This window comes from Bradyrhizobium japonicum USDA 6, from assembly GCF_000284375.1.
Classification (GTDB): domain Bacteria; phylum Pseudomonadota; class Alphaproteobacteria; order Rhizobiales; family Xanthobacteraceae; genus Bradyrhizobium; species Bradyrhizobium japonicum.
The window spans coordinates 4928402-4946785 of record NC_017249.1; the positions used below are offsets into that span (position 1 = coordinate 4928402).

The following is an 18384-nucleotide window of genomic DNA, read 5'->3' on the forward strand; positions in this document are numbered from 1 at the left end:
GCCGGAAGCGGCGCCCGGACGGGGAAAGTGCTCATGACTGATCCGGTCTATCGTCGCGTCGTGATCAAGCTGTCCGGCGAGTATCTCGCGGGACAGCAGGGTTTTGGCATCGATCAGCCGACCCTCGACCGGGTTGCGGACGATCTGATCGCCGCCCGCCAGCTCGGCACCGAGGTTGCGGTGGTGATCGGCGGCGGCAACATCGTGCGCGGCGTCGAAGTGTCCTCGCAAGGGGTGTCGCGCACCACCGGCGACACCATGGGCATGCTCGCCACCATGATGAACTGCCTCGCGCTGGAGGCGACGATCGAGCGCAAGGGCACGCCGGCCCGTACGCTGTCGGCCTTCGTCATGCCAGAGATTTCCGAGCTGTTCACCCGCACCGCGGCGCACAAATACCTTGCCGAGGGCCGGATCGTGCTGCTCGGGGGTGGAACCGGCAATCCGTTCTTCACCACCGACACGACCGCGGTGCTGCGGGCCGCCGAGATCGGAGCCGAGGCTGTGCTGAAGGCAACCAATGTCGACGGCGTCTACTCGGCCGACCCGAAAAAGGATCCGACCGCCACGCGATTCGACCGGCTGACGCATTCGCAGGCGATCGAGGGCGGCTACAAGGTGATGGATGCGACCGCCTTCGCGCTTGCCCGCGAGACGTTGCTGCCTATCATCGTATTCTCGATCGCGGAGCCGGGTTCGATCGGCGCTGTGCTGCGTGGCGGCGGCCACGGAACCGTCGTCGCCGGCTGACGGCTCGTCGGTCGCGCCTGAGGGGCGCGGAGTGGGTCGCCGGGATTTTGAAGGAGAAACGTGATGGCCACGGGTAATTTCGACCTCAACGAAGTGAAGCGTCGCATGCAGGGCGCCGTCCAGGCCCTCAAGCACGAGCTTGGCGGCCTGCGCACGGGGCGCGCGTCGGCCTCGATGCTCGACCCGGTGCAGGTCGAGGCCTACGGCAGCCACATGCCGCTCAACCAGCTTGCCACCGTCAGCGTGCCGGAGCCGCGGCTGATCTCGGTGCAGGTCTGGGACAAGTCGATGGTCAAGCCGGTCGAGAAGGCGATCGTCGATTCCAATCTCGGCCTGTCGCCCGCGACCGAAGGCCAGGTGCTGCGCCTGCGCATCCCAGAGCTCAACGAGGAGCGTCGCAAGGAGCTCGTCAAGGTCGCGCACAAATACGCGGAAGCGGCCAAGGTCGCCGCGCGTCACGTCCGCCGCGACGGCCTCGACGTCCTCAAGAAGCTCGAGAAGAATCACGAGATGTCGGAAGACGATCAGAAGCGTCACGCCGACGAGGTGCAGAAGGCGACCGACGGCACCATCTCCGAGATCGACCAGTTGCTGGCTGCCAAGGAAAAAGAAATCCTCACCGTCTAAGGCGCGATCATCGCGCTTTGGGTTATTGTTCGCGCATGATCTTTTCGGAAAACCGCTTCGCGCTTGTCCGGATCATGCTTTAGGGCCGCCTTCATGTCCAACGCCGCCGCGCCAGCAACCGAAGGACCCGACCGGTCCGACGCGCCTGCGCATGTCGCCATCATCATGGATGGCAACGGGCGTTGGGCCGCCGCGCGCGGCCTGCCGCGGGCCGAAGGGCATCGCCGCGGTGTCGAGGCGCTGCGCCGGGTCGTGCGTGCCTCGCACGAGCTCGGCATCCGCTATCTCACCATCTTCTCCTTCTCTTCGGAGAACTGGTCGCGCCCGGCGAGCGAGATCGGCGATCTGTTTGGTCTCCTGCGCCGCTTCATCCGCAACGATCTTGCGAGCCTGCACCGCGACGGCGTCAAGGTCCGCATAATCGGCGAGCGTGACGGTCTCGATAGCGACATCTGCGCACTCCTCAACGAGGCCGAGGAGCTGACGCGCGACAACACGCGCCTGACGCTGGTCGTCGCCTTCAATTACGGTTCGCGGCAGGAAATCGCGAAAGCCGCGCAGAAGCTCGCGCGGGAAGTCGCAGACGGCAAGCGCGCCCCTGAAACGATCGACGCCGAGACGATCGGGGCTCATCTCGATGCGCCCGACATTCCCGATCCCGATCTCATCATCCGCACCAGCGGCGAGCAGCGGCTGTCCAACTTCCTGATGTGGCAAGCCGCCTACAGCGAGCTGGTCTTCGTGCCGATCCACTGGCCCGATTTCGACAAGGCGGCGCTGGAAGGCGCGATCGCCGAATTCGCCAGACGCGAGCGCCGTTTCGGCGGTCTGGTCGCGAAAAACGCCTCGTGAGCGAACCCGACGCCGCATCGGCGGGCGCGAAGCCTGCCCCGAGCAATCTGGTGATGCGAGTCCTCGCGGCGCTGGTGCTGGCGCCGCTCGCCATCGCGCTGGCTTATGCCGGCGGCTGGCTGTGGGCGCTTCTCGTCACGCTGGTGTCGATCGGACTGTTTGCGGAATGGCTGATGGTGGTGGGCGCGGGGTCTGCCGCACTGACCGGGGCAGGGACGATCGTCATTGCCATGATGGGGGCCTGCGTCGCCTTCGGCGCGCTCAAGACCGCAATCATCACCGGCCTCATCGGCGGCGCGATCGTGACGCTGATCGCGCGGGGCAAGTTCATCTGGGTGGCCACCGGCTTCGCCTACGCATCGGCGGCGCTGCTGGCCTCGATCCTGGTGCGGCAGGATCTCGTCAACGGCTTCGCCGCGCTGATGTTCGTGCTGCTCGTGGTGTGGGCGACCGATATCGGCGGCTATTTCGCCGGACGCAGCATTGGCGGGCCGAAACTATGGCCGCGCGTGAGCCCGAAGAAGACCTGGTCCGGGGCGCTCGGTGGCTTTGCGGCGAGCCTTTTGGTTGCGGCCGGCTTTGCGGCGTGCGGGATCGGAAAGGCGGTTCCACTGCTGCTCGTCAGCGCCATCCTGTCGGTGGTATCGCAGGCGGGCGATCTGTTCGAATCCGCGGTGAAGCGGCGGTTCGGCGTCAAGGATTCCAGTCACTTAATTCCCGGCCATGGCGGGCTAATGGACCGTCTGGACGGTTTTGTTGCCGCCATCCTGATGGCATGGATTATCGGCTTTCTCCGCCATGGTGTGCATAGCGCCGGAAGCGGTCTTATGGTTTGGTGAGGATATGAGCGCGGTCCCATTGCGTAACAACAAGGCTGCGGCGTCGAGCGTCCGCAGTGTCACGGTTCTCGGCGCCACCGGCTCGATCGGCGACAGCACGATGGATCTGCTGCGCGCCTCTCCCGAGCGCTATCGCGTCGAAGCCTTGACGGCGAACGGCAATGTCGAAGCGCTGGCCAAGCTCGCCAAGGAGTTTTCCGCCCGCTACGTCGCGATCGCCGACACGTCCAAGTTCGCCGAGCTCAAGGCTGCGCTCGCGGGAACGAGCACGGAATGCGGCGCGGGCGAAAGCGCGGTAATCGAAGCCGGCGCGCGTCCGGCCGATTGGGTGATGGCCGCCGTGAGCGGCGCCGCCGGACTGAAGCCGGCTTTGGCCGCGGTCGATCGCGGCGCGCATGTCGCGCTCGCCAACAAGGAATGCCTCGTCTGCGCCGGCGATTTCTTCATGCAGCGAGCTGCGAAGGCGGGCGCCTGCATTTTGCCTGCGGATTCCGAGCACAATGCGCTGTTCCAGGCGCTCGCCTCAGGCAATCGCGACGAGCTCGTCCGCGTCATCATCACGGCATCAGGCGGCCCGTTCCGGACCTGGAAGCCGGCCGACATCGAGCAGGCGACGCTCGAGCAGGCTCTCAAGCATCCGAACTGGAGCATGGGCCAGAAGATCACGATTGATTCCGCCTCGATGATGAACAAGGGGCTCGAGGTGATCGAGGCCTCCTATCTGTTCGCGCTCTCGCCCGACGAGATCGATGTCCTCGTACATCCGCAGTCGATCATCCACGGCATGGTCGAGTTCTCCGACCGCTCGGTGATGGCGCAGCTCGGCGCGCCCGACATGCGCACGCCGATCGCCCACTGCCTCGGCTGGCCCGATCGCATCAAGGGACCGGCGGCCAAGCTCGATCTGGCCAAGATCGGCCAGCTGACCTTCGAGGCGCCGGATTTCGAGCGCTTCCCCGGGCTTCGGCTGGCCTTCGATTCGCTCCGGACCGGGAAGGGGGCGACCACCGTCTATAACGCCGCCAACGAGATTGCGGTCGCCGCCTTCATCGCCGGCAAGATCCGATTCGGCGCGATCGCGCGGCTGGTCGAGGCGACGCTGGACGACTGGATCCGCGGCGGGAACCGGGCTCCCCTGACGTCCGCCGACGATGCAATCTCTGTTGACCATGTTGCGCGAAATAGAGCTGCCGCCCTATTGCCTCAAATTGCCTTAAAGGCATCCTAGATGGCACGGGGCCAGGGCCTTGCGGCGCTGGATGAGGGAATTCGATGATCGACTTTTTCGTCCATAGTTTCAATACGTTGAGCCATGGGCTCCTCGGCTACGCGGTTCCCTTCCTGTTCGTCCTGACGATCGTCGTGTTCTTCCATGAGCTCGGTCATTTCCTGGTCGCGCGCTGGGCGGGCGTTCGGGTGCTGACCTTCTCGCTCGGTTTCGGACCGGAGCTGGTCGGTTTCAACGACCGCCATGGCACCCGCTGGAAGATCTCGGCGATCCCGCTCGGCGGCTACGTCAAGTTCTTCGGCGACGAGAGCGAAGCCTCGACCCCCTCGGCCGAGACGCTCGCAGCCATGTCGGCCGAGGAGCGCGCCGGCAGCTTCCATCACAAGAAGGTCGGCCCGCGTGCCGCCATCGTCGCGGCCGGACCGATCGCCAATTTCATCCTGGGCGCGCTGATCTTCGCCGCCATGGCGCTCTATTACGGCAAGCCGAGCACGATCGCCCGCGTCGACGGCGTCGTCGCCGACGGCGCTGCGGCCGCGGCCGGCTTCAAGATCGGCGACGTCGTGGTGCAGATCGACGGGAAGCCGATCGAGAGCTTTGCCGACATGCAGCGAATCGTTGCGATGAATGCCGGTTCGGCGCTTGCCTTCCAGGTCAAGCGGGACGGCGCCATCGTCTCCCTGACCGCGACGCCGGCGCTGCTCGAGCGCAAGGATCCCTTTGGCAACAGCCACCGCCTCGGCGTGCTCGGCGTCGAGCACAAGTCCCAGGCCGGCGAGGCCTCGACCACGCCGGTCGGCGTCGGCGAAGCGCTCAAGATCGGGGTCGAGCAGGTCTGGTTCATCATCACCAGCACATTCAAGTTCCTAGGCTCGCTGTTCGTCGGACAAGGCAATCCCAACGAGGTCAGCGGCGTGCTCGGCATCGCCAAGATGTCGGGGCAGGCGGCCAGCGCCGGGTTCCAGTTCGTGATCAACCTGTGCGCGGTGCTGTCGGTGTCGATCGGGCTGTTGAACCTGTTCCCGATCCCGCTGCTCGATGGCGGTCACCTGATGTTCTACGCGGCGGAACTGGTCCGGGGCCGGCCCTTGTCCGAGCGGACTCAGGAGATGGGGTTCCGAATCGGGCTCGGTTTGGTGCTGATGTTGATGGTGTTTGCCACCTATAACGACATCTTGCGGATGGCAGCTTCCTGATACGGGCTTTTTTGTGGCGTTGCTCATGAGCAACGTCTTGGAATGAAATTGAAATTGCGGTGTCAGCGGCCGTTTGCGGCATCGGGGAAATTAGCTACAAGCGGCTTTGAACTTGGGGAATCTCCCGGACCGGCGTTGGGGTTGGGTCTGGTACTGATAAGGGCGCGTTGCGCAATGAAGTTTGGACTGCGACTCCGGGGGGGCTTGCTCGCAACCCTGATCTTGTTCGGCGCGCCGGTGCTTGCCCCGGTTGGGGCTGGTTTTGTCTCTTCGTCTGCGCTTGCTCAGACCGTCCAGTCGATTTCCGTCGAAGGAAATCGCCGAGTCGAGGTGGAGACGATCCGATCCTATTTCAAGCCGGGCCCGGGTGGCCGCCTGGATCAGGGCGCCATCGACGACGGCCTGAAGGCGCTGATCGAGACCGGCCTGTTCCAGGACGTGCGAATCAACCGCGGCTCCGGTGGCCAGATCATCGTATCCGTTGTGGAAAACCCGGTGATCGGCCGCATCGCGTTCGAGGGTAACAAGAAGATCAAGGACGAGCAGCTCACCGCTGAGGTCCAGTCGAAGGCGCGCGGCACCTTCTCCCGCGCCATGGTGCAGTCCGACACGCTGCGAATCGCTGAAATCTACCGCCGCTCGGGCCGCTATGATGTCCGCGTCACGCCCGAGATCATCGAGCAGCCGAACAATCGCGTCGACCTGGTCTTCACGGTCGAGGAGGGCGCCAAGACTGGCGTCAAGTCGATCGAGTTCGTCGGCAACAACGCGTTCTCGTCCTACCGCCTGCGCGACGTCATCAAGACGCACGAATCGAACCTGCTGAGCTTCCTCGCCAGCAACGACATCTACGATCCCGATCGCGTTGAGGCCGACCGCGACCTGATTCGCCGTTTCTATCTCAAGAACGGTTTCGCCGACGTCCAGGTGGTCGCAGCGCTCACCGAATATGATCCGGAGAAGAAGGGCTTCAACGTCACCTTCAAGATCGAGGAAGGCTCGCAGTACCGCGTCGGCACCGTCGACTTCCGCTCCTCCATTCCGAACTTCGATCCGACCACGATGCGCAACTATTCGCGCGTCAATGTCGGCGCGCTCTACAACGTCGAATCGGTCGAGAAGTCGGTCGAGGAAATGCAGATCGAGGCGTCGCGTCGCGGCTATGCTTTCGCCGTGGTCCGTCCCGGCGGCGACCGCAATTTCGAGGCGCACACCGTCGCCGTCGTCTTCAACATCGACGAAGGCCCGCGCACCTATATCGAGCGCATCAACGTCCGCGGCAACACCCGCACGCGCGACTACGTGATCCGCCGCGAGTTCGACATCTCCGAGGGCGATGCCTACAACCGCGCGCTGGTTGACCGTGCCGAGCGCCGCCTGAAGAACCTCGACTACTTCAAGAGCGTGAAGATCACGACGGAGCCGGGCTCCTCCAGCGACCGCGTGGTCCTGATCGTCGATCTCGAAGAGAAATCGACCGGCGACTTCTCGGTCTCGGGCGGTTACTCGACGACCGACGGCGCGCTCGCCGAAGTCTCGATCTCCGAGCGCAATCTGCTCGGCCGCGGCCTGTTCGCCAAGGCGTCGGTGACCTATGGCCAGTACGCACGCGGCTATTCGCTGTCGTTCGTCGAGCCGTACCTGCTCGACTACCGCATTGCGCTGGGCCTCGACCTCTATCAGCGCCAGCAGCTGGCCAATAACTACATCTCCTACGGCACCAAGACGCTCGGCTTCTCGCCGCGCCTCGGCTTCTCCTTGCGTGAAGATCTGGCGCTCCAGCTGCGCTACTCGATCTACCAGCAGGAAATCACGCTGCCGTCCTACCTGGCGAACTGTAACAACAACCAGTTCCTCGCGGATGGTGTGACGCCCAATCCTGCTTTCAATCCGAGCCCGGCTTTCTCGGCAGCGACTGGTATTCCTCTGGCTGCCTCGACCAACGGCCTCGGCTGCTACTCCGACGGCGAAGCCTCGCTGCCGGTCCGCAAGGAGCTTGCCAACGGCAAGACCCTGACCTCGGCGCTGGGCTACACGCTGACCTACAACACGCTGGACAACAACAAGAACCCCACCGACGGTCTGCTCGTCGACTTCCGTCAGGACTTCGCCGGCGTCGGCGGCGACGTCTCCTACCTGAAGTCCGTCGTCGATGCGAAGTACTACACTCCGCTGGTGTCCGACATCGTCGGCCTCGTCCACCTTCAGGGCGGCATGCTGAACAAGATCGGCAACAACGAGATCCGCATGCTGGATCAGTTCCAGATGGGCCCGAATCTCGTCCGCGGCTTTGCCCCGAACGGCATCGGCCCGCGCGATTTGAATCCCTTTGGCACGCAGGATGCGCTTGGCGGCACCAAGTATTGGGGCGCTTCGTTCGAATTGCAGATGCCGTTCTGGTTCCTGCCAAAGGAAGTGGGTCTGAAGGGCGCGGTTTATGCCGATGCGGGTGGCCTGTTCGACTATCAGGGCCCGACGACGTGGGCGTTTACCAACGAGGTGACCACGACCAGGAACTCGAACTGCACGGCGTCGACCATCAACCCGCCCACGGCTGGAACCTGTACTGGCCTGGTGTATGACAACGGCAACGTCGTCCGTTCGTCGGTTGGTGTCGGCCTGATCTGGCAGTCGCCATTCGGACCGCTGCGCTTCGACTACGCCGTGCCGCTCACCAAGGGCAAGTACGACCGTACCCAGGAGTTCCGGTTCGGCGGCGGCACCTCGTTCTAATTCGATCAGCAGGGCATGAGCCGCCCCCTTGTTGGGGGCGGTTTCCAGAAAGATCGTGCTCAATCCGTGAGATAAGGCATGATGCGGTCTGACCGCTTCATGCCGAAGCCGGACCGCGATGGGGTGGAATGGCGCAGCCGACCTTCTTCAAAAAGCCGCCGGCCTCAGCGCTGGCTGACATTGCAGCGCTGACCAAGGCGCAGCTCGTCGACCCTGCCAGGGGCGGTCACGTCATTACCGGTCTTGCTTCGCTCGACGAAGCCGGCCCGATGCATCTGGCGTTCTTCGACAACCTCAAATATGCCGACGAGCTCAAGGCGACCAAGGCCGGGGCTTGCCTGGTGAGTCCGCGCTTCGAGGCCCAGGTGCCCGCGCATGTGGCCGTGCTGCGGGTGGCCCAGCCTTTCCGCGCCTTTGTCGGGCTCGCCCGGGAATGGCACAGCGATGCGATGCGCCCGCAGTCCTGGGTCGGCAATGACGGCATCGCGCCGTCGGCCATCATCGATCCCTCGGCCCGGCTGGAGGATGACGTCATCGTCGATCCCCTGACCGTCATCGGCCCCGACGTCGAGATCGGCAGCGGCACCGTGATCGGGGCCGGCGTGATCATCGGTCCCGGCGTCAAGATCGGCCGGGACTGCAATGTCGGCGCCCGTACGGCCATCCAGTGCGCGCTGATCGGCAACAACGTGCTGATCCATCCCGGCTGCTCGATCGGCCAGGACGGCTATGGCTTCATCTTCTTCGGCCCCGAGGGCCATCTCAAGGTGCCCCAGACCGGCCGCGTGTTGATCCAGAACAATGTGGAAGTCGGCGCCGGCACCACCATCGATCGCGGCTCCTTGCGCGACACGGTGATCGGGGAGGGCACCAAAATCGACAACCAGGTCCAGATCGGCCACAATGTGACCATCGGTCGGAACTGCCTGCTGGCGGCCCAGATCGGGCTCGCGGGCAGCCTGACGATCGGCGACAACGTGGCGCTGGGAGCAAAGGTTGGCATCAACAACCACCTTAAGATCGGCGATGGGGCCCAGGTCACCGCGATGAGCGGCGTCAAGGACGACATCCCGCCGAACGGACGCTGGGGCGGCTTTTTCGCCAAGCCGACCAAGCAGTGGTTCAAGGAAATTATCGCGGTGGAGCGCCTGGTACGCGACAGCAGGGCCGATCCGAAGAACGAGGGACGGGAATGACGGAGGAATCACCTGTTAAATTCGAGCTGGTGGATATCAACGCGATCCTCCGGACGCTGCCGCACCGTTTCCCGATGCTGCTGATCGACCGGGTGATCAATATCCGCGCCGATTACAGCGGCATTGGCATCAAGAACGTCACCTTCAACGAGCCGGCCTTCCAGGGGCATTTCCCGGAACGCCCGGTCTATCCCGGCGTGATGATGATCGAAGCAATGGCGCAGACCGCGGGCGTGATCGGCATCACCTCGGTCGAGGGCACCGAGAAGCCGCGCGCGGTGTATTTCCTCACCATCGACAAATGCAAGTTCCGCAAGCCGGTGCTGCCCGGCGATACCATCGAATATCACATGCGTTCGATCGGACGCCGCAAGACGATGTGGTGGTTTCACGGCGACGCCAAGGTCAACGGCCAGATCGTTGCAGAAGCCGACGTTGGCGCCATGCTGACGGACTGAGCGGGATCAGCTCTTCTGCAAGCGTTCGCGCGCCGGGCAGGCGTAACGGCCGGCTGTGACATCTCGCTTAATATTTTGGTTGAAGAATTGGCCCATGGACGGTGCGTCCAGGAGGCGCTCGGCAGTGTCGGCCGTCACGCCGCAATAGCGGTCATAGGCGCCGTTCACCGCGACGATGAGGTCCTGCCGCGCGCGGTCGTAGCAGACCCGCTGAAGCGCCGTGCTGCGGGTGATGTCGCGGCACTCGAACGTCCCGAGATCGACGAAGCGGCGTTCGCCGGTCTCGACCGTCTCGGAGACGATCGGGGCGGCCGCGAGCTGTGCGAGCAGAACTGCCAGGGCCCTGACCACGATGACTTCAAGCTCCACATGAAGGCGTTGAACGGCTAAAGCATGATCCGCAAATCCGAAAGGATCATGCTCGAACAATAGCCTGAAGCGCGATGACGATTCATCCCAATCTCATCGTGCTTTAGGACGGACGGCTCATCCGGCGCCTGAAACAGGCCGAGATGATACGTCACTGGACAGATCGGGCATAGTCGCGCTAACCACCGGAAAACCGAGCGACTTCAACACATAATCAGACCTTCTTGATGAGTCAGATTGCTTGATGAGTAAGATTGATCCCACCGCACGGGTCGCGGACGGCGCCGTGATCGGCGAGGGTACCGAGATCGGACCCTTCTGCATCATCGGTCCGAATGCCGTGATCGGTGCAAACTGCAAGCTGATCGGACAAGTCACGGTCATCGGCCACACCTCGATCGGCGACGGCTGCGTGATCTCGCCCTTCGCGGTGCTGGGCGGCGCGCCGCAGGACCTCAGCTACAAGGGCGAGCCGACCACGCTCGACATCGGTTCCGGCAACACCATCCGCGAGGGTGCGACGATGAATGTCGGCACCGTCAAGGGCGGGGGAAAGACGCGCGTCGGCAACGACGGCTACTTCATGAACAACAGCCATGTCGGCCATGACTGCGTGGTCGGCAACAACGCGATCTTCGCGACCTCGGCGACGCTCGGCGGCCACTGCGAGATCGGCAATTTCGTCTATATCGGCGGCCTGTCGGCGGTGCATCAGCTCACGCGCATCGGCTCCTATGTGATGGTCGGCGGCCTCTCGGGCGTGCGCGACGACATCATTCCGTTCGGCCTCGCCAACGGCCAGTATGCGGCGCTGGAAGGCCTCAATCTCATCGGCATGAAGCGGCGGCAGTTCACCAAGCAGCGGCGCGCGACCGTGCAATCGTTCTACCAAAAACTCTTCCACGGCCCCGGCACGTTCGCCGAGCGGCTCGCGGCGGTCCAGCCGCTCGCGAGCGAAGACCCCGCGATTGCCGAGATCCTCGACTTCATCGGCAAGCGCAAGCATCGCCCGATCTGTCTTCCCGCCATCGAGAAGTGATTTCGGGATGGCCGCGGGCATGACATCGGCGGCTTCTGAGATTTCGTCGCCGGTCGGCGTCGTCGCCGGCGGCGGGGCCATGCCGTTTGCGGTCGCCGACTCGCTTGCCGCGCGCGGCATCACGCCGGTGCTGTTCCCGCTGCGGGGCGCCTGCGATCCGACGCGGGTGGAGCAATTCCGCCATCGCTGGATCTCGGTCGGCCAGCTCGGCCGCGCCATGCGGCTGTTCCGCGAGGAGGGCTGCCGCGATCTGATCTTTATCGGCACGTTGGTGCGGCCCGCGCTGTCCGAAATAAGGTTCGACGTCACGACACTGCGCCTGCTCGGCAACGTCATCCGCGCCTTCCGCGGCGGCGACGATCATCTGTTGTCCGGCGTCGGGCGCATTCTCGAGCAAGGCGGCTTTCGTATGGTCGGCATCAAGGATGTCGCGCCGGATCTGCTGATGCCCGAGGGCTGCATCAGCCGCGCCTGGCCGAACGACAACAGCAAGGCCGACATCGAGCGCGGCCGCGCGGTGCTGACCGCGCTCGGCCCGTTCGACATCGGCCAGGCCGCGGTCGTGATCGACGGCCATGTGGTGGCGATCGAGGATATCGAGGGCACCGACGCGCTGCTCGCGCGCGTGGCCCGCCTGCGCGAGGAAGGTCGCATCCGCGCTGCGGCAGGCCGCGGGGTGCTGGTGAAGGTACCGAAGAGCGAGCAGGATTTGCGCTTCGACCTGCCGACGATCGGCCCGCGTACCCTGGAGGGCGTCGCTCGCGCCGGACTGGCCGGCATCGCCGTCGTCGCCGGCAACACCATCGCCGCCGAGCCGCAGGCGATGATCTCGCTCGCCGACGCCAAATATCTCTTCGTCATCGGCCTGACGGCATGATGCAGAGCCGCGATCCCAAGCGAAGGATCTTCCTGATCGCGACGGAGGAATCCGGCGACCGGCTCGGCAGCGCCTTGATGAAGGTGTTGCGCCAGCGGCTCGGCGACGGCGTGCAGTTCGTGGGCGTCGGCGGCCGGACCATGGCGCGCGAGGGGCTCGAGACGCTGTTTCCGATCGAGGAGCTGTCGATCGTCGGCTTCGCCGCAGTTGCGCAGCAATTGCCGAAGATATTGCGGCTGATCCGCCAGACCGTGGACGCCGTGCTGGAGGCCGCGCCCGACGCGCTCGTCATCATCGACAGCCCCGATTTCACCCATCGCGTTGCCCGCCGGGTGCGCGCGAAGAATCCCGCGATCCCGGTCGTCGACTACGTCTCGCCGCAGCTCTGGGCCTGGCGGCCGGGACGGGCGCGGACCATGCTCGGCTATGTCGATCATGTGCTTGGCCTGTTGCCGTTCGAGCCGGAGGAATACCGCAAGCTCGGCGGGCCGCCATGCAGCTATGTCGGCCATCCCCTGATCGAGCAATTGCCGTCGCTGCGCCCGAACGTGGAGGAGCAGCGGCGCCGCGACGGCGAGCCGCCGGTTCTGCTGGTGCTGCCCGGCAGCCGCCGCAGCGAGATCAGGCACCATCTCGATGTGTTTGGCGCGACGCTCGGACGGCTCCAGGCCGAAGGCCGCGCCTTCGAACTGAAGCTGCCGACCATGCCGCATCTCGAAGCCACCATCCGCGAAGGCATCGCGGGCTGGCCGGTCAAGCCGCAAATCGTGGTCGGCGAGACCGAGAGGCGCGCCGCGTTCCGAACCGCGCGCGCGGCGCTGGCCAAATCCGGCACCGTGACGCTGGAGCTCGCGCTGTCCGGCATTCCGATGGTCACAGCCTATCGCGTCGGGGCGATCGAAGCCTTCATCCTGCGCCGCGCGATCCGCGTCTCCTCGGTGATCCTCGCCAATCTCGTGATCGGCGAGGATGTCATTCCGGAGTTCTTGCAGGAGGACTGCGTCCCGGAGAAGCTGGCTCCGGCACTGTCGGAGCTGCTCACCGATACGCCGCTGCGCAAACGACAGGTCGAAGCGTTCGCCCGGCTCGACACCATCATGTCCACCGGCAACAAGTCGCCGAGCGTGCTCGCCGCCGACATCGTGCTCGCGACGATGCGCAAGGGGCGGCGGCAACAGACGGCTTCGTAGGGCAGGCAAAAAGCGTGCCCACCATTTCCTTCTCGGTTGCGGAAAGATGATGGGCGCGCTTTCGCTTTGCCCACTCTACAGTCCTAGGCGAGACCGCCGTCGACCCGAAAACACTGGCTGGTGATACGCTGGCTCTCGTCCGATGCGAGAAACAGCGCCATGCTGGCGATGTCCTCCGGCGTCACCGCATCGGGAACCGCCTGGCGGGTGCGCAGCTCGGAGATCTTCTGCTCGTCCGGAAACCAGAGCCGGCGCTGGCGCTCGGTGATCACCATGCCGGGCGCGATCGCGTTGACGCGAATGCGGTCGGGGCCGACTGACCTGGCCAGCGAGTTGGTGAAGCCGACGATCGCCGCCTTCGCCGCGGCATAGACCGGCAGCGCCGGCGCACCGCGGATCCACGCCACCGACGACATGTTGATGATCGAGCCGCCGCCGCGCGCCTGCATCTGCGGCACCACCGCCTGGGTCGCAAAGAAGACGTGCTTGAGATTGACAGCGATCGTCCAGTCGAATTCGGCCGGCGTCACCTCGGCCAGCGCCTGTCGCTGGTCGTTGGCGGCATTGTTGACGAGGACTGCGGCATCGCCCAGCGATCCGTGCACCCGCGCCATCGCAGCGCGCAAGGCCTCGATGTCGAGGAGGTCGCAGGGCACAAACAGGGGAGCGGAGCCGAATGTGGCCGCGACGTCCCGTACCAGCGCTTCGCCTGCGCTCGCATCGATGTCGAGGAAGGCGACACGGGCGCCCTGGGTCGCGAAGGCGCGTACGAAGGCGGCACCGATGCCGCTGGCGCCACCGGTGATCAACACCACGCGGCCGGCAAGGCTGGGATAGATGGTCCGGGTCATGCGATCAGCCGCTCCGTCTCGGGGTCGAACAGGCAAATGCGCCGCGTGTCGAGCGCGAAGGTGGCGGTCGCGCCGGGCGCGGGTCGGATATCCGGGGTGATGCGCGCCAGCGCGGTCTCGCCGCCGAGACGCAGCAGCACGATTGTCTCGGCGCCGGTCGGCTCAATCATCTCGACCGGCGCGTCGACGAGGACGGGCGCCTCGCCGGAAAAGACGCGGCTGGCCTCGGCGATGCATTCCGGCCTGATCCCGACGACCACGTCGCGGCCGACATAAGATGCCGCGCCGTCGTGTCCATGCAGGCGCAGACGAACCTCGTCCGGTCGCCCCGCGCCGACCACGGCCACAGGTCCGTCGCTATCGGCCTCGAGCCGCCCCGGCATGGTGTTCATCGGCGGCGAACCCATGAAGCGGGCGACGAACAGATTGGCCGGATAACGGTAGACGGTGTCCGGATCGGCGAACTGCTGCACCACGCCCCGATGCATCACGGCGATGCGCGTTGCCATCGTCATCGCCTCGATCTGGTCGTGGGTGACATAGATGATGGTGGCGCCGATGCGCTGGTGCAGCCGCTTGATCTCCATCCGCATCTCGACGCGCAGCTTCGCATCGAGATTGGAGAGCGGCTCGTCGAACAGGAAGAGCAGGGGATCGCGCACCAGCGCCCGTCCCATGGCCACGCGCTGGCGCTGGCCGCCCGACAGCTGCGACGGCTTGCGGCCGAGCAGGGGCTCGATCTGGAGGAGGCGAGCCACATTCGCCAGCGCCTTCTCCTGCTCCGTCTTCGGAACGTGACGGCATTCCATGCCGAAGGTGATGTTCTGGCGCACCGTCATCGACGGATAGAGCGCGTAGGACTGGAACACCATGGCGATGTCGCGATCCTTGGGCGGGACGTCGTTGACGACGCGTCCGCCGATCTCGATCGTTCCGTCACTCGGACGATCGAGCCCGGCGACGATGTTGAGCAGGGTGGACTTGCCACAGCCGGATGGCCCGACCAGCACGGTGAACTCGCCGCTCTCGATCTCGAGGTTGATGCCCTTCAGCACCTCCAGGTTGGCGTAGCGCTTGGACAGGGTGCGAATGCTCAGTGCTGCCATGACGACCCCATCATTTCACTGCGCCGGCGGTGAGGCCGCGCACGAAGTACCGTCCGCCGAGGAGATAGATCAACAAAGTGGGCAGAGCTGCGATGATCACCGCGGCGCTCTGCACGCCATGCTGCGGAATGTCCGCAATTGCGGCAGAGAGCGCGATGAGCGCGGCCGTGACGGGCTGCTGCTGGCCCGTGGTGAATGTCACGCCATAGAGGAACTCGTTCCAGATATGCGTGAACTGCCAGATCACGGTGACGATCAGGATAGGAGCCGAGAGCGGCAGGATGATGCGCCAGAAAATACGAAAGAACCCGGCGCCATCGATGCGTGCGGCCCTGATCAACTCGTGCGGAATGGCGACATAGTAGTTTCGGCAGAACAGCGTCGTGAAGGAGAGCCCCTGGATCGTGTGAATCAGCACGAGGCCCGTCAGCGTGTTGATGAGACCGGTGTCCCGCAGCACGATGGTCCAGGGAAGCAGGCGCATCTGCTGGGGAAGGAAGAGGCCGAGGGTCACGATGCCGTAGATCCAGCTATCGCCGCGAAAGCGCCAGAGCGACACGGCGTAACCGGCGACAGCGCCGAGCAGGGTCGAGAAAATCGTCGCCGGGATCGTGACGAGCGCGGAGTTCAGCATGTACGGCCGGATGCCGGCGCAGGTCTCGGCGACGCAGAAACCGCTCCAGGCCTTGGCGTAGTTGCTCCAGGCCAAATGTTGCGGCCAGCCGATCATCGAACCCTGCGCGATCTCCTCGTTGGTGCGGAGAGAGTTCAGGACGACAACAACCAGTGGCGCGAGATAGGCCGCCGCGAACAATGTCACGACGAGATAGATCAGAATTCGGCTCGGTGCGAAGCTGCGGTCACGCATGGGTGGCCTGCCTTCGCTGGACATAACGCCACGCCGCATAGGGTAGCAGTACCGCAAGCAGGATGAGCAGCATGAGCACCGCCGCCGCGGCACCCCGGCCGAGCTGGCTGCGCTGGAACATGAGGTCGTAGACGACGAGGGCCGGCAGCTGGGTCGCAATTCCCGGCCCGCCATTGGTAAGCGCACGGACGAGGTCGAAGGCCGAGATCGCGAACTGCAACTGGACGACGACGACGGTGATGGTGATCGGCCAGAGCGTCGGCAGAATGACCCGCCAATAGGTTCGGACCGGTCCGGCGCCGTCGATCTGGGCGGCCTTGATGATGTCGGAATCGACGGAGCGAAGGCCGGCGAGGAAGAGCGCCATGGCGAAGCCGGAGGATTGCCAGATCGCGGCAATCACGATCGTCCAGATCGCCATGTCGCGGTCGATCAGCCAGTCGAACCGGAAGGAGGTCCAGCCGAGGTCATGGACGAGCTTCTGGATCCCGATGCCGGGATTGAGTAGCCAGCTCCAGACCGTGCCGGTGACGACGAACGACACCGCAAGCGGATAAAGGAAGATGGATCGCAGCACATTCTCGCCGCGAATGCGCTGATCGAGCAGGATCGCAAGCACAAGGCCGGTGATCAAACTCAGCAGCACGAAAGCACTGCCAAACAGCAGCAGATTGTCGAAGGCAATCTGCCAGTTCCGCGATGCCAGGACCGCGTTGTAGTTGCGCAAACCCACCCAGCCCGTGACAGGAACAAGCGTGGAGGGGGTGAACGAGATCCAGATCGTCCACAGCGAAAACGAAATGAGATGCGCAGCCGACAACAGCAGTGGCACCCAGATCATCAGATATTCGGGCAGCCGGCGCACGAGATCAGACGTCGCCGGCCGCGTTGCTGTGGAGACGGTGTCGGTCAACGCGAACCCTCGACGGCCTCGGCGAGGCGAGTGACCGCCTGCTCCGGCGTGATCGTCTTGTTCTTCACATATTCCGTGAGCACGTCGATCATCGCGGCGGTGAGGCCGTTTTCCTGCGCCATGTTGTGCGCAAGACTCAGGACGGCCTGATTGTTGGCGACAGCGTCCTTGAGCGCGGCCGCGGTCCGCCGTTGACCATCCGACCAGCCCTCACCGGAGAGGTCGACATCGGTGCGCACCGGGATCGATCCCGTGATCTGCGAGTACATGGTCTGGATCGCCGGATCCATGACGAGCTGGGCCATCAACGTCTGACCGGCCTGGAGATCCGGCTCCTTGCGCTGCCAGAAGATGAAGGCGTCGGCATTCAACAGGAAGACCGGCTTGCCATTGTCGCTCGGGCCCGGCGTGATCATGAAGTCGTCGAACTTGAAACCGGCGTTGCGCAACACGCCCTGCGCCCACCCGCCCATGATCATCATGCCCATGTCGCCGTCGACGAAGCGCTTCAAATTGGTGGCGTAGGGTTGGGCGCCGACGTTGGGGTCCATCCAGTTGGCGATCTTGCGGACCTGGACGAAGGCAGCCTTGATCTCGGGGCCCTCCAGGGCCTTCTTGTCGAGATTCATGATGGCCGCACGGTATGCCGTGGGACTGATGCCGGCCAAAGAGGCCTCGAATTTCTGCCCGTCATCAGGGCGGGTGCCGCCGTTGGCGATGGGGTAGGTGATGCCGCCCGCCTTCATCTTGTCGGCGAGATCGTTGAAGTCGGCCCAGGTGACCGGGACCTTGTCGGCCTTCGCCTTATCCATCGCGCGCTTGGAGAGAAACAGCATGTTGGTGCTGTAGATCTGCAACGGCAGCGCAATCCACTTGCCGCCCGGCTTGTGCAATTTTGCGAGGTCCGGAGCGACGACCTTTTCGTAGCCGGCGGCCGCGACGAGGGCGTCGAGATCGACGGTCGGGGCGATCTTCGACCAGGCCGCAATCTCGGGGCCCTTCAGCTGTGAACAGGCCGGCGGATCGCCGGCGATGATCTGAGCGCGCAGCTTGTTCATCATCTCTGTGGTGAAGCCGGGGACGGGCGAGTGCTGCCAGACGCCGCCTTTCTCCTCGAATTTCTTGCCGAGTGCGGTGATCGCCGCGCCGTCGCTGCCCGCGGACCATTGCGAGATCGCAGTCAGGCGCGGCTTGGCCGCGCCTTGCGCGCGGGCGAATGCCGGCAATGCGAGTGCGGCCGCAGACCCAGCGAGCAGACGGCGCCTTGTTGTCGTGATCGGCATGGCAGTTCC

General features: G+C 64.6%; 18 protein-coding genes. 12 read left to right on the forward strand and 6 right to left on the reverse strand.

All coding sequences use genetic code 11. The features are described 5' to 3' along the window. The first annotated feature begins 33 nt into the window (after nucleotides 1–33). The 9 genes from pyrH to fabZ all read left to right on the forward strand — a co-directional run bounded on the left by pyrH (nucleotide 34) and on the right by fabZ (nucleotide 9879). Complete coding sequence (gene pyrH / locus BJ6T_RS23345; protein WP_028151698.1) at nucleotides 34–750, forward strand: UMP kinase; 717 nt, start codon at nucleotides 34–36, stop codon at nucleotides 748–750. Between the two features lie 63 nt (nucleotides 751–813). Then, complete coding sequence (frr, locus tag BJ6T_RS23350) at nucleotides 814–1377, forward strand: ribosome recycling factor (protein WP_014494937.1); 564 nt, start codon at nucleotides 814–816, stop codon at nucleotides 1375–1377. A gap of 93 nt (nucleotides 1378–1470) precedes the next feature. Beyond that, nucleotides 1471–2229 (forward strand): isoprenyl transferase, encoded by a 759-nt coding sequence (locus BJ6T_RS23355; protein WP_014494938.1) that lies wholly within the window; start codon nucleotides 1471–1473, stop codon nucleotides 2227–2229. Continuing rightward, nucleotides 2226–3068 carry a phosphatidate cytidylyltransferase gene (locus BJ6T_RS23360; protein ID WP_014494939.1) on the forward strand — a complete coding sequence of 281 codons (843 nt, stop codon included), beginning with the start codon at nucleotides 2226–2228 and terminating at the stop codon, nucleotides 3066–3068. Before BJ6T_RS23355 ends, BJ6T_RS23360 begins: the two co-directional genes overlap by 4 nt. A gap of 4 nt (nucleotides 3069–3072) precedes the next feature. Beyond that, a complete protein-coding gene (dxr, locus tag BJ6T_RS23365; RefSeq protein ID WP_014494940.1) occupies nucleotides 3073–4296 on the forward strand; it encodes a 1-deoxy-D-xylulose-5-phosphate reductoisomerase in 1224 nt (407 codons plus the stop codon). A gap of 44 nt (nucleotides 4297–4340) precedes the next feature. After that, nucleotides 4341–5492, forward strand: coding sequence for an RIP metalloprotease RseP (gene rseP / locus BJ6T_RS23370; protein WP_014494941.1), 1152 nt, complete (start codon nucleotides 4341–4343; stop codon nucleotides 5490–5492). Nucleotides 5493–5666: 174 nt separating this feature from the next. Further along, the gene (gene bamA / locus BJ6T_RS23375) at nucleotides 5667–8225 is read left to right on the forward strand and encodes an outer membrane protein assembly factor BamA (RefSeq protein WP_028169463.1); all 2559 of its coding nucleotides are present in this window, start codon (nucleotides 5667–5669) and stop codon (nucleotides 8223–8225) included. 128 nt (nucleotides 8226–8353) lie between these two features. Then, complete coding sequence (lpxD, locus tag BJ6T_RS23380) at nucleotides 8354–9421, forward strand: UDP-3-O-(3-hydroxymyristoyl)glucosamine N-acyltransferase (protein ID WP_014494943.1); 1068 nt, start codon at nucleotides 8354–8356, stop codon at nucleotides 9419–9421. Continuing rightward, nucleotides 9418–9879 carry a 3-hydroxyacyl-ACP dehydratase FabZ gene (fabZ, locus tag BJ6T_RS23385; protein WP_014494944.1) on the forward strand — a complete coding sequence of 154 codons (462 nt, stop codon included), beginning with the start codon at nucleotides 9418–9420 and terminating at the stop codon, nucleotides 9877–9879. Before lpxD ends, fabZ begins: the two co-directional genes overlap by 4 nt. 6 nt (nucleotides 9880–9885) lie before the next feature. Here the strand turns inward: fabZ and BJ6T_RS23390 are convergent, their stop codons facing one another. After that, nucleotides 9886–10230: a KTSC domain-containing protein gene (locus BJ6T_RS23390; RefSeq protein ID WP_028169464.1), complete on the reverse strand. Its 345-nt coding sequence runs from the start codon at nucleotides 10228–10230 to the stop codon at nucleotides 9886–9888. Nucleotides 10231–10492: 262 nt separating this feature from the next. On the opposite strand from BJ6T_RS23390, the gene lpxA reads away from it, so the two are divergent. The 3 genes from lpxA to lpxB are packed head-to-tail and all read left to right on the forward strand — an operon-like array spanning nucleotide 10493 to nucleotide 13354. Further along, nucleotides 10493–11287 carry an acyl-ACP--UDP-N-acetylglucosamine O-acyltransferase gene (gene lpxA / locus BJ6T_RS23395; protein ID WP_014494946.1) on the forward strand — a complete coding sequence of 265 codons (795 nt, stop codon included), beginning with the start codon at nucleotides 10493–10495 and terminating at the stop codon, nucleotides 11285–11287. A 19-nt stretch (nucleotides 11288–11306) separates the two neighbouring features. After that, nucleotides 11307–12164 (forward strand): LpxI family protein, encoded by an 858-nt coding sequence (locus BJ6T_RS23400; protein ID WP_039229355.1) that lies wholly within the window; start codon nucleotides 11307–11309, stop codon nucleotides 12162–12164. Then, entirely contained in the window at nucleotides 12161–13354 is a 1194-nt protein-coding gene (gene lpxB / locus BJ6T_RS23405) for a lipid-A-disaccharide synthase (RefSeq protein ID WP_014494948.1), read from the forward strand. The genes BJ6T_RS23400 and lpxB overlap by 4 nt, the downstream gene beginning before the upstream one ends. An 83-nt stretch (nucleotides 13355–13437) precedes the next feature. Here the strand turns inward: lpxB and BJ6T_RS23410 are convergent, their stop codons facing one another. From BJ6T_RS23410 to BJ6T_RS23430, 5 genes are read right to left on the reverse strand one after another with little or no spacing between them, the layout of a single operon-like run. Next, nucleotides 13438–14205 carry an SDR family NAD(P)-dependent oxidoreductase gene (locus BJ6T_RS23410; protein ID WP_014494949.1) on the reverse strand — a complete coding sequence of 256 codons (768 nt, stop codon included), beginning with the start codon at nucleotides 14203–14205 and terminating at the stop codon, nucleotides 13438–13440. Further along, on the reverse strand, nucleotides 14202–15311 hold the full coding sequence (locus BJ6T_RS23415; protein ID WP_014494950.1) for an ABC transporter ATP-binding protein: 1110 nt from the start codon (nucleotides 15309–15311) through the stop codon (nucleotides 14202–14204). Before BJ6T_RS23415 ends, BJ6T_RS23410 begins: the two co-directional genes overlap by 4 nt. Before the next feature lie 10 nt (nucleotides 15312–15321). Then, on the reverse strand, nucleotides 15322–16179 hold the full coding sequence (locus tag BJ6T_RS23420; RefSeq protein WP_014494951.1) for a carbohydrate ABC transporter permease: 858 nt from the start codon (nucleotides 16177–16179) through the stop codon (nucleotides 15322–15324). Then, the gene (locus BJ6T_RS23425; protein ID WP_014494952.1) at nucleotides 16172–17092 is read right to left on the reverse strand and encodes a carbohydrate ABC transporter permease; all 921 of its coding nucleotides are present in this window, start codon (nucleotides 17090–17092) and stop codon (nucleotides 16172–16174) included. Before BJ6T_RS23425 ends, BJ6T_RS23420 begins: the two co-directional genes overlap by 8 nt. Beyond that, a complete protein-coding gene (locus BJ6T_RS23430; RefSeq protein WP_014494953.1) occupies nucleotides 17089–18375 on the reverse strand; it encodes an ABC transporter substrate-binding protein in 1287 nt (428 codons plus the stop codon). The genes BJ6T_RS23425 and BJ6T_RS23430 overlap by 4 nt, the downstream gene beginning before the upstream one ends. Nucleotides 18376–18384 lie beyond the last annotated feature (9 nt).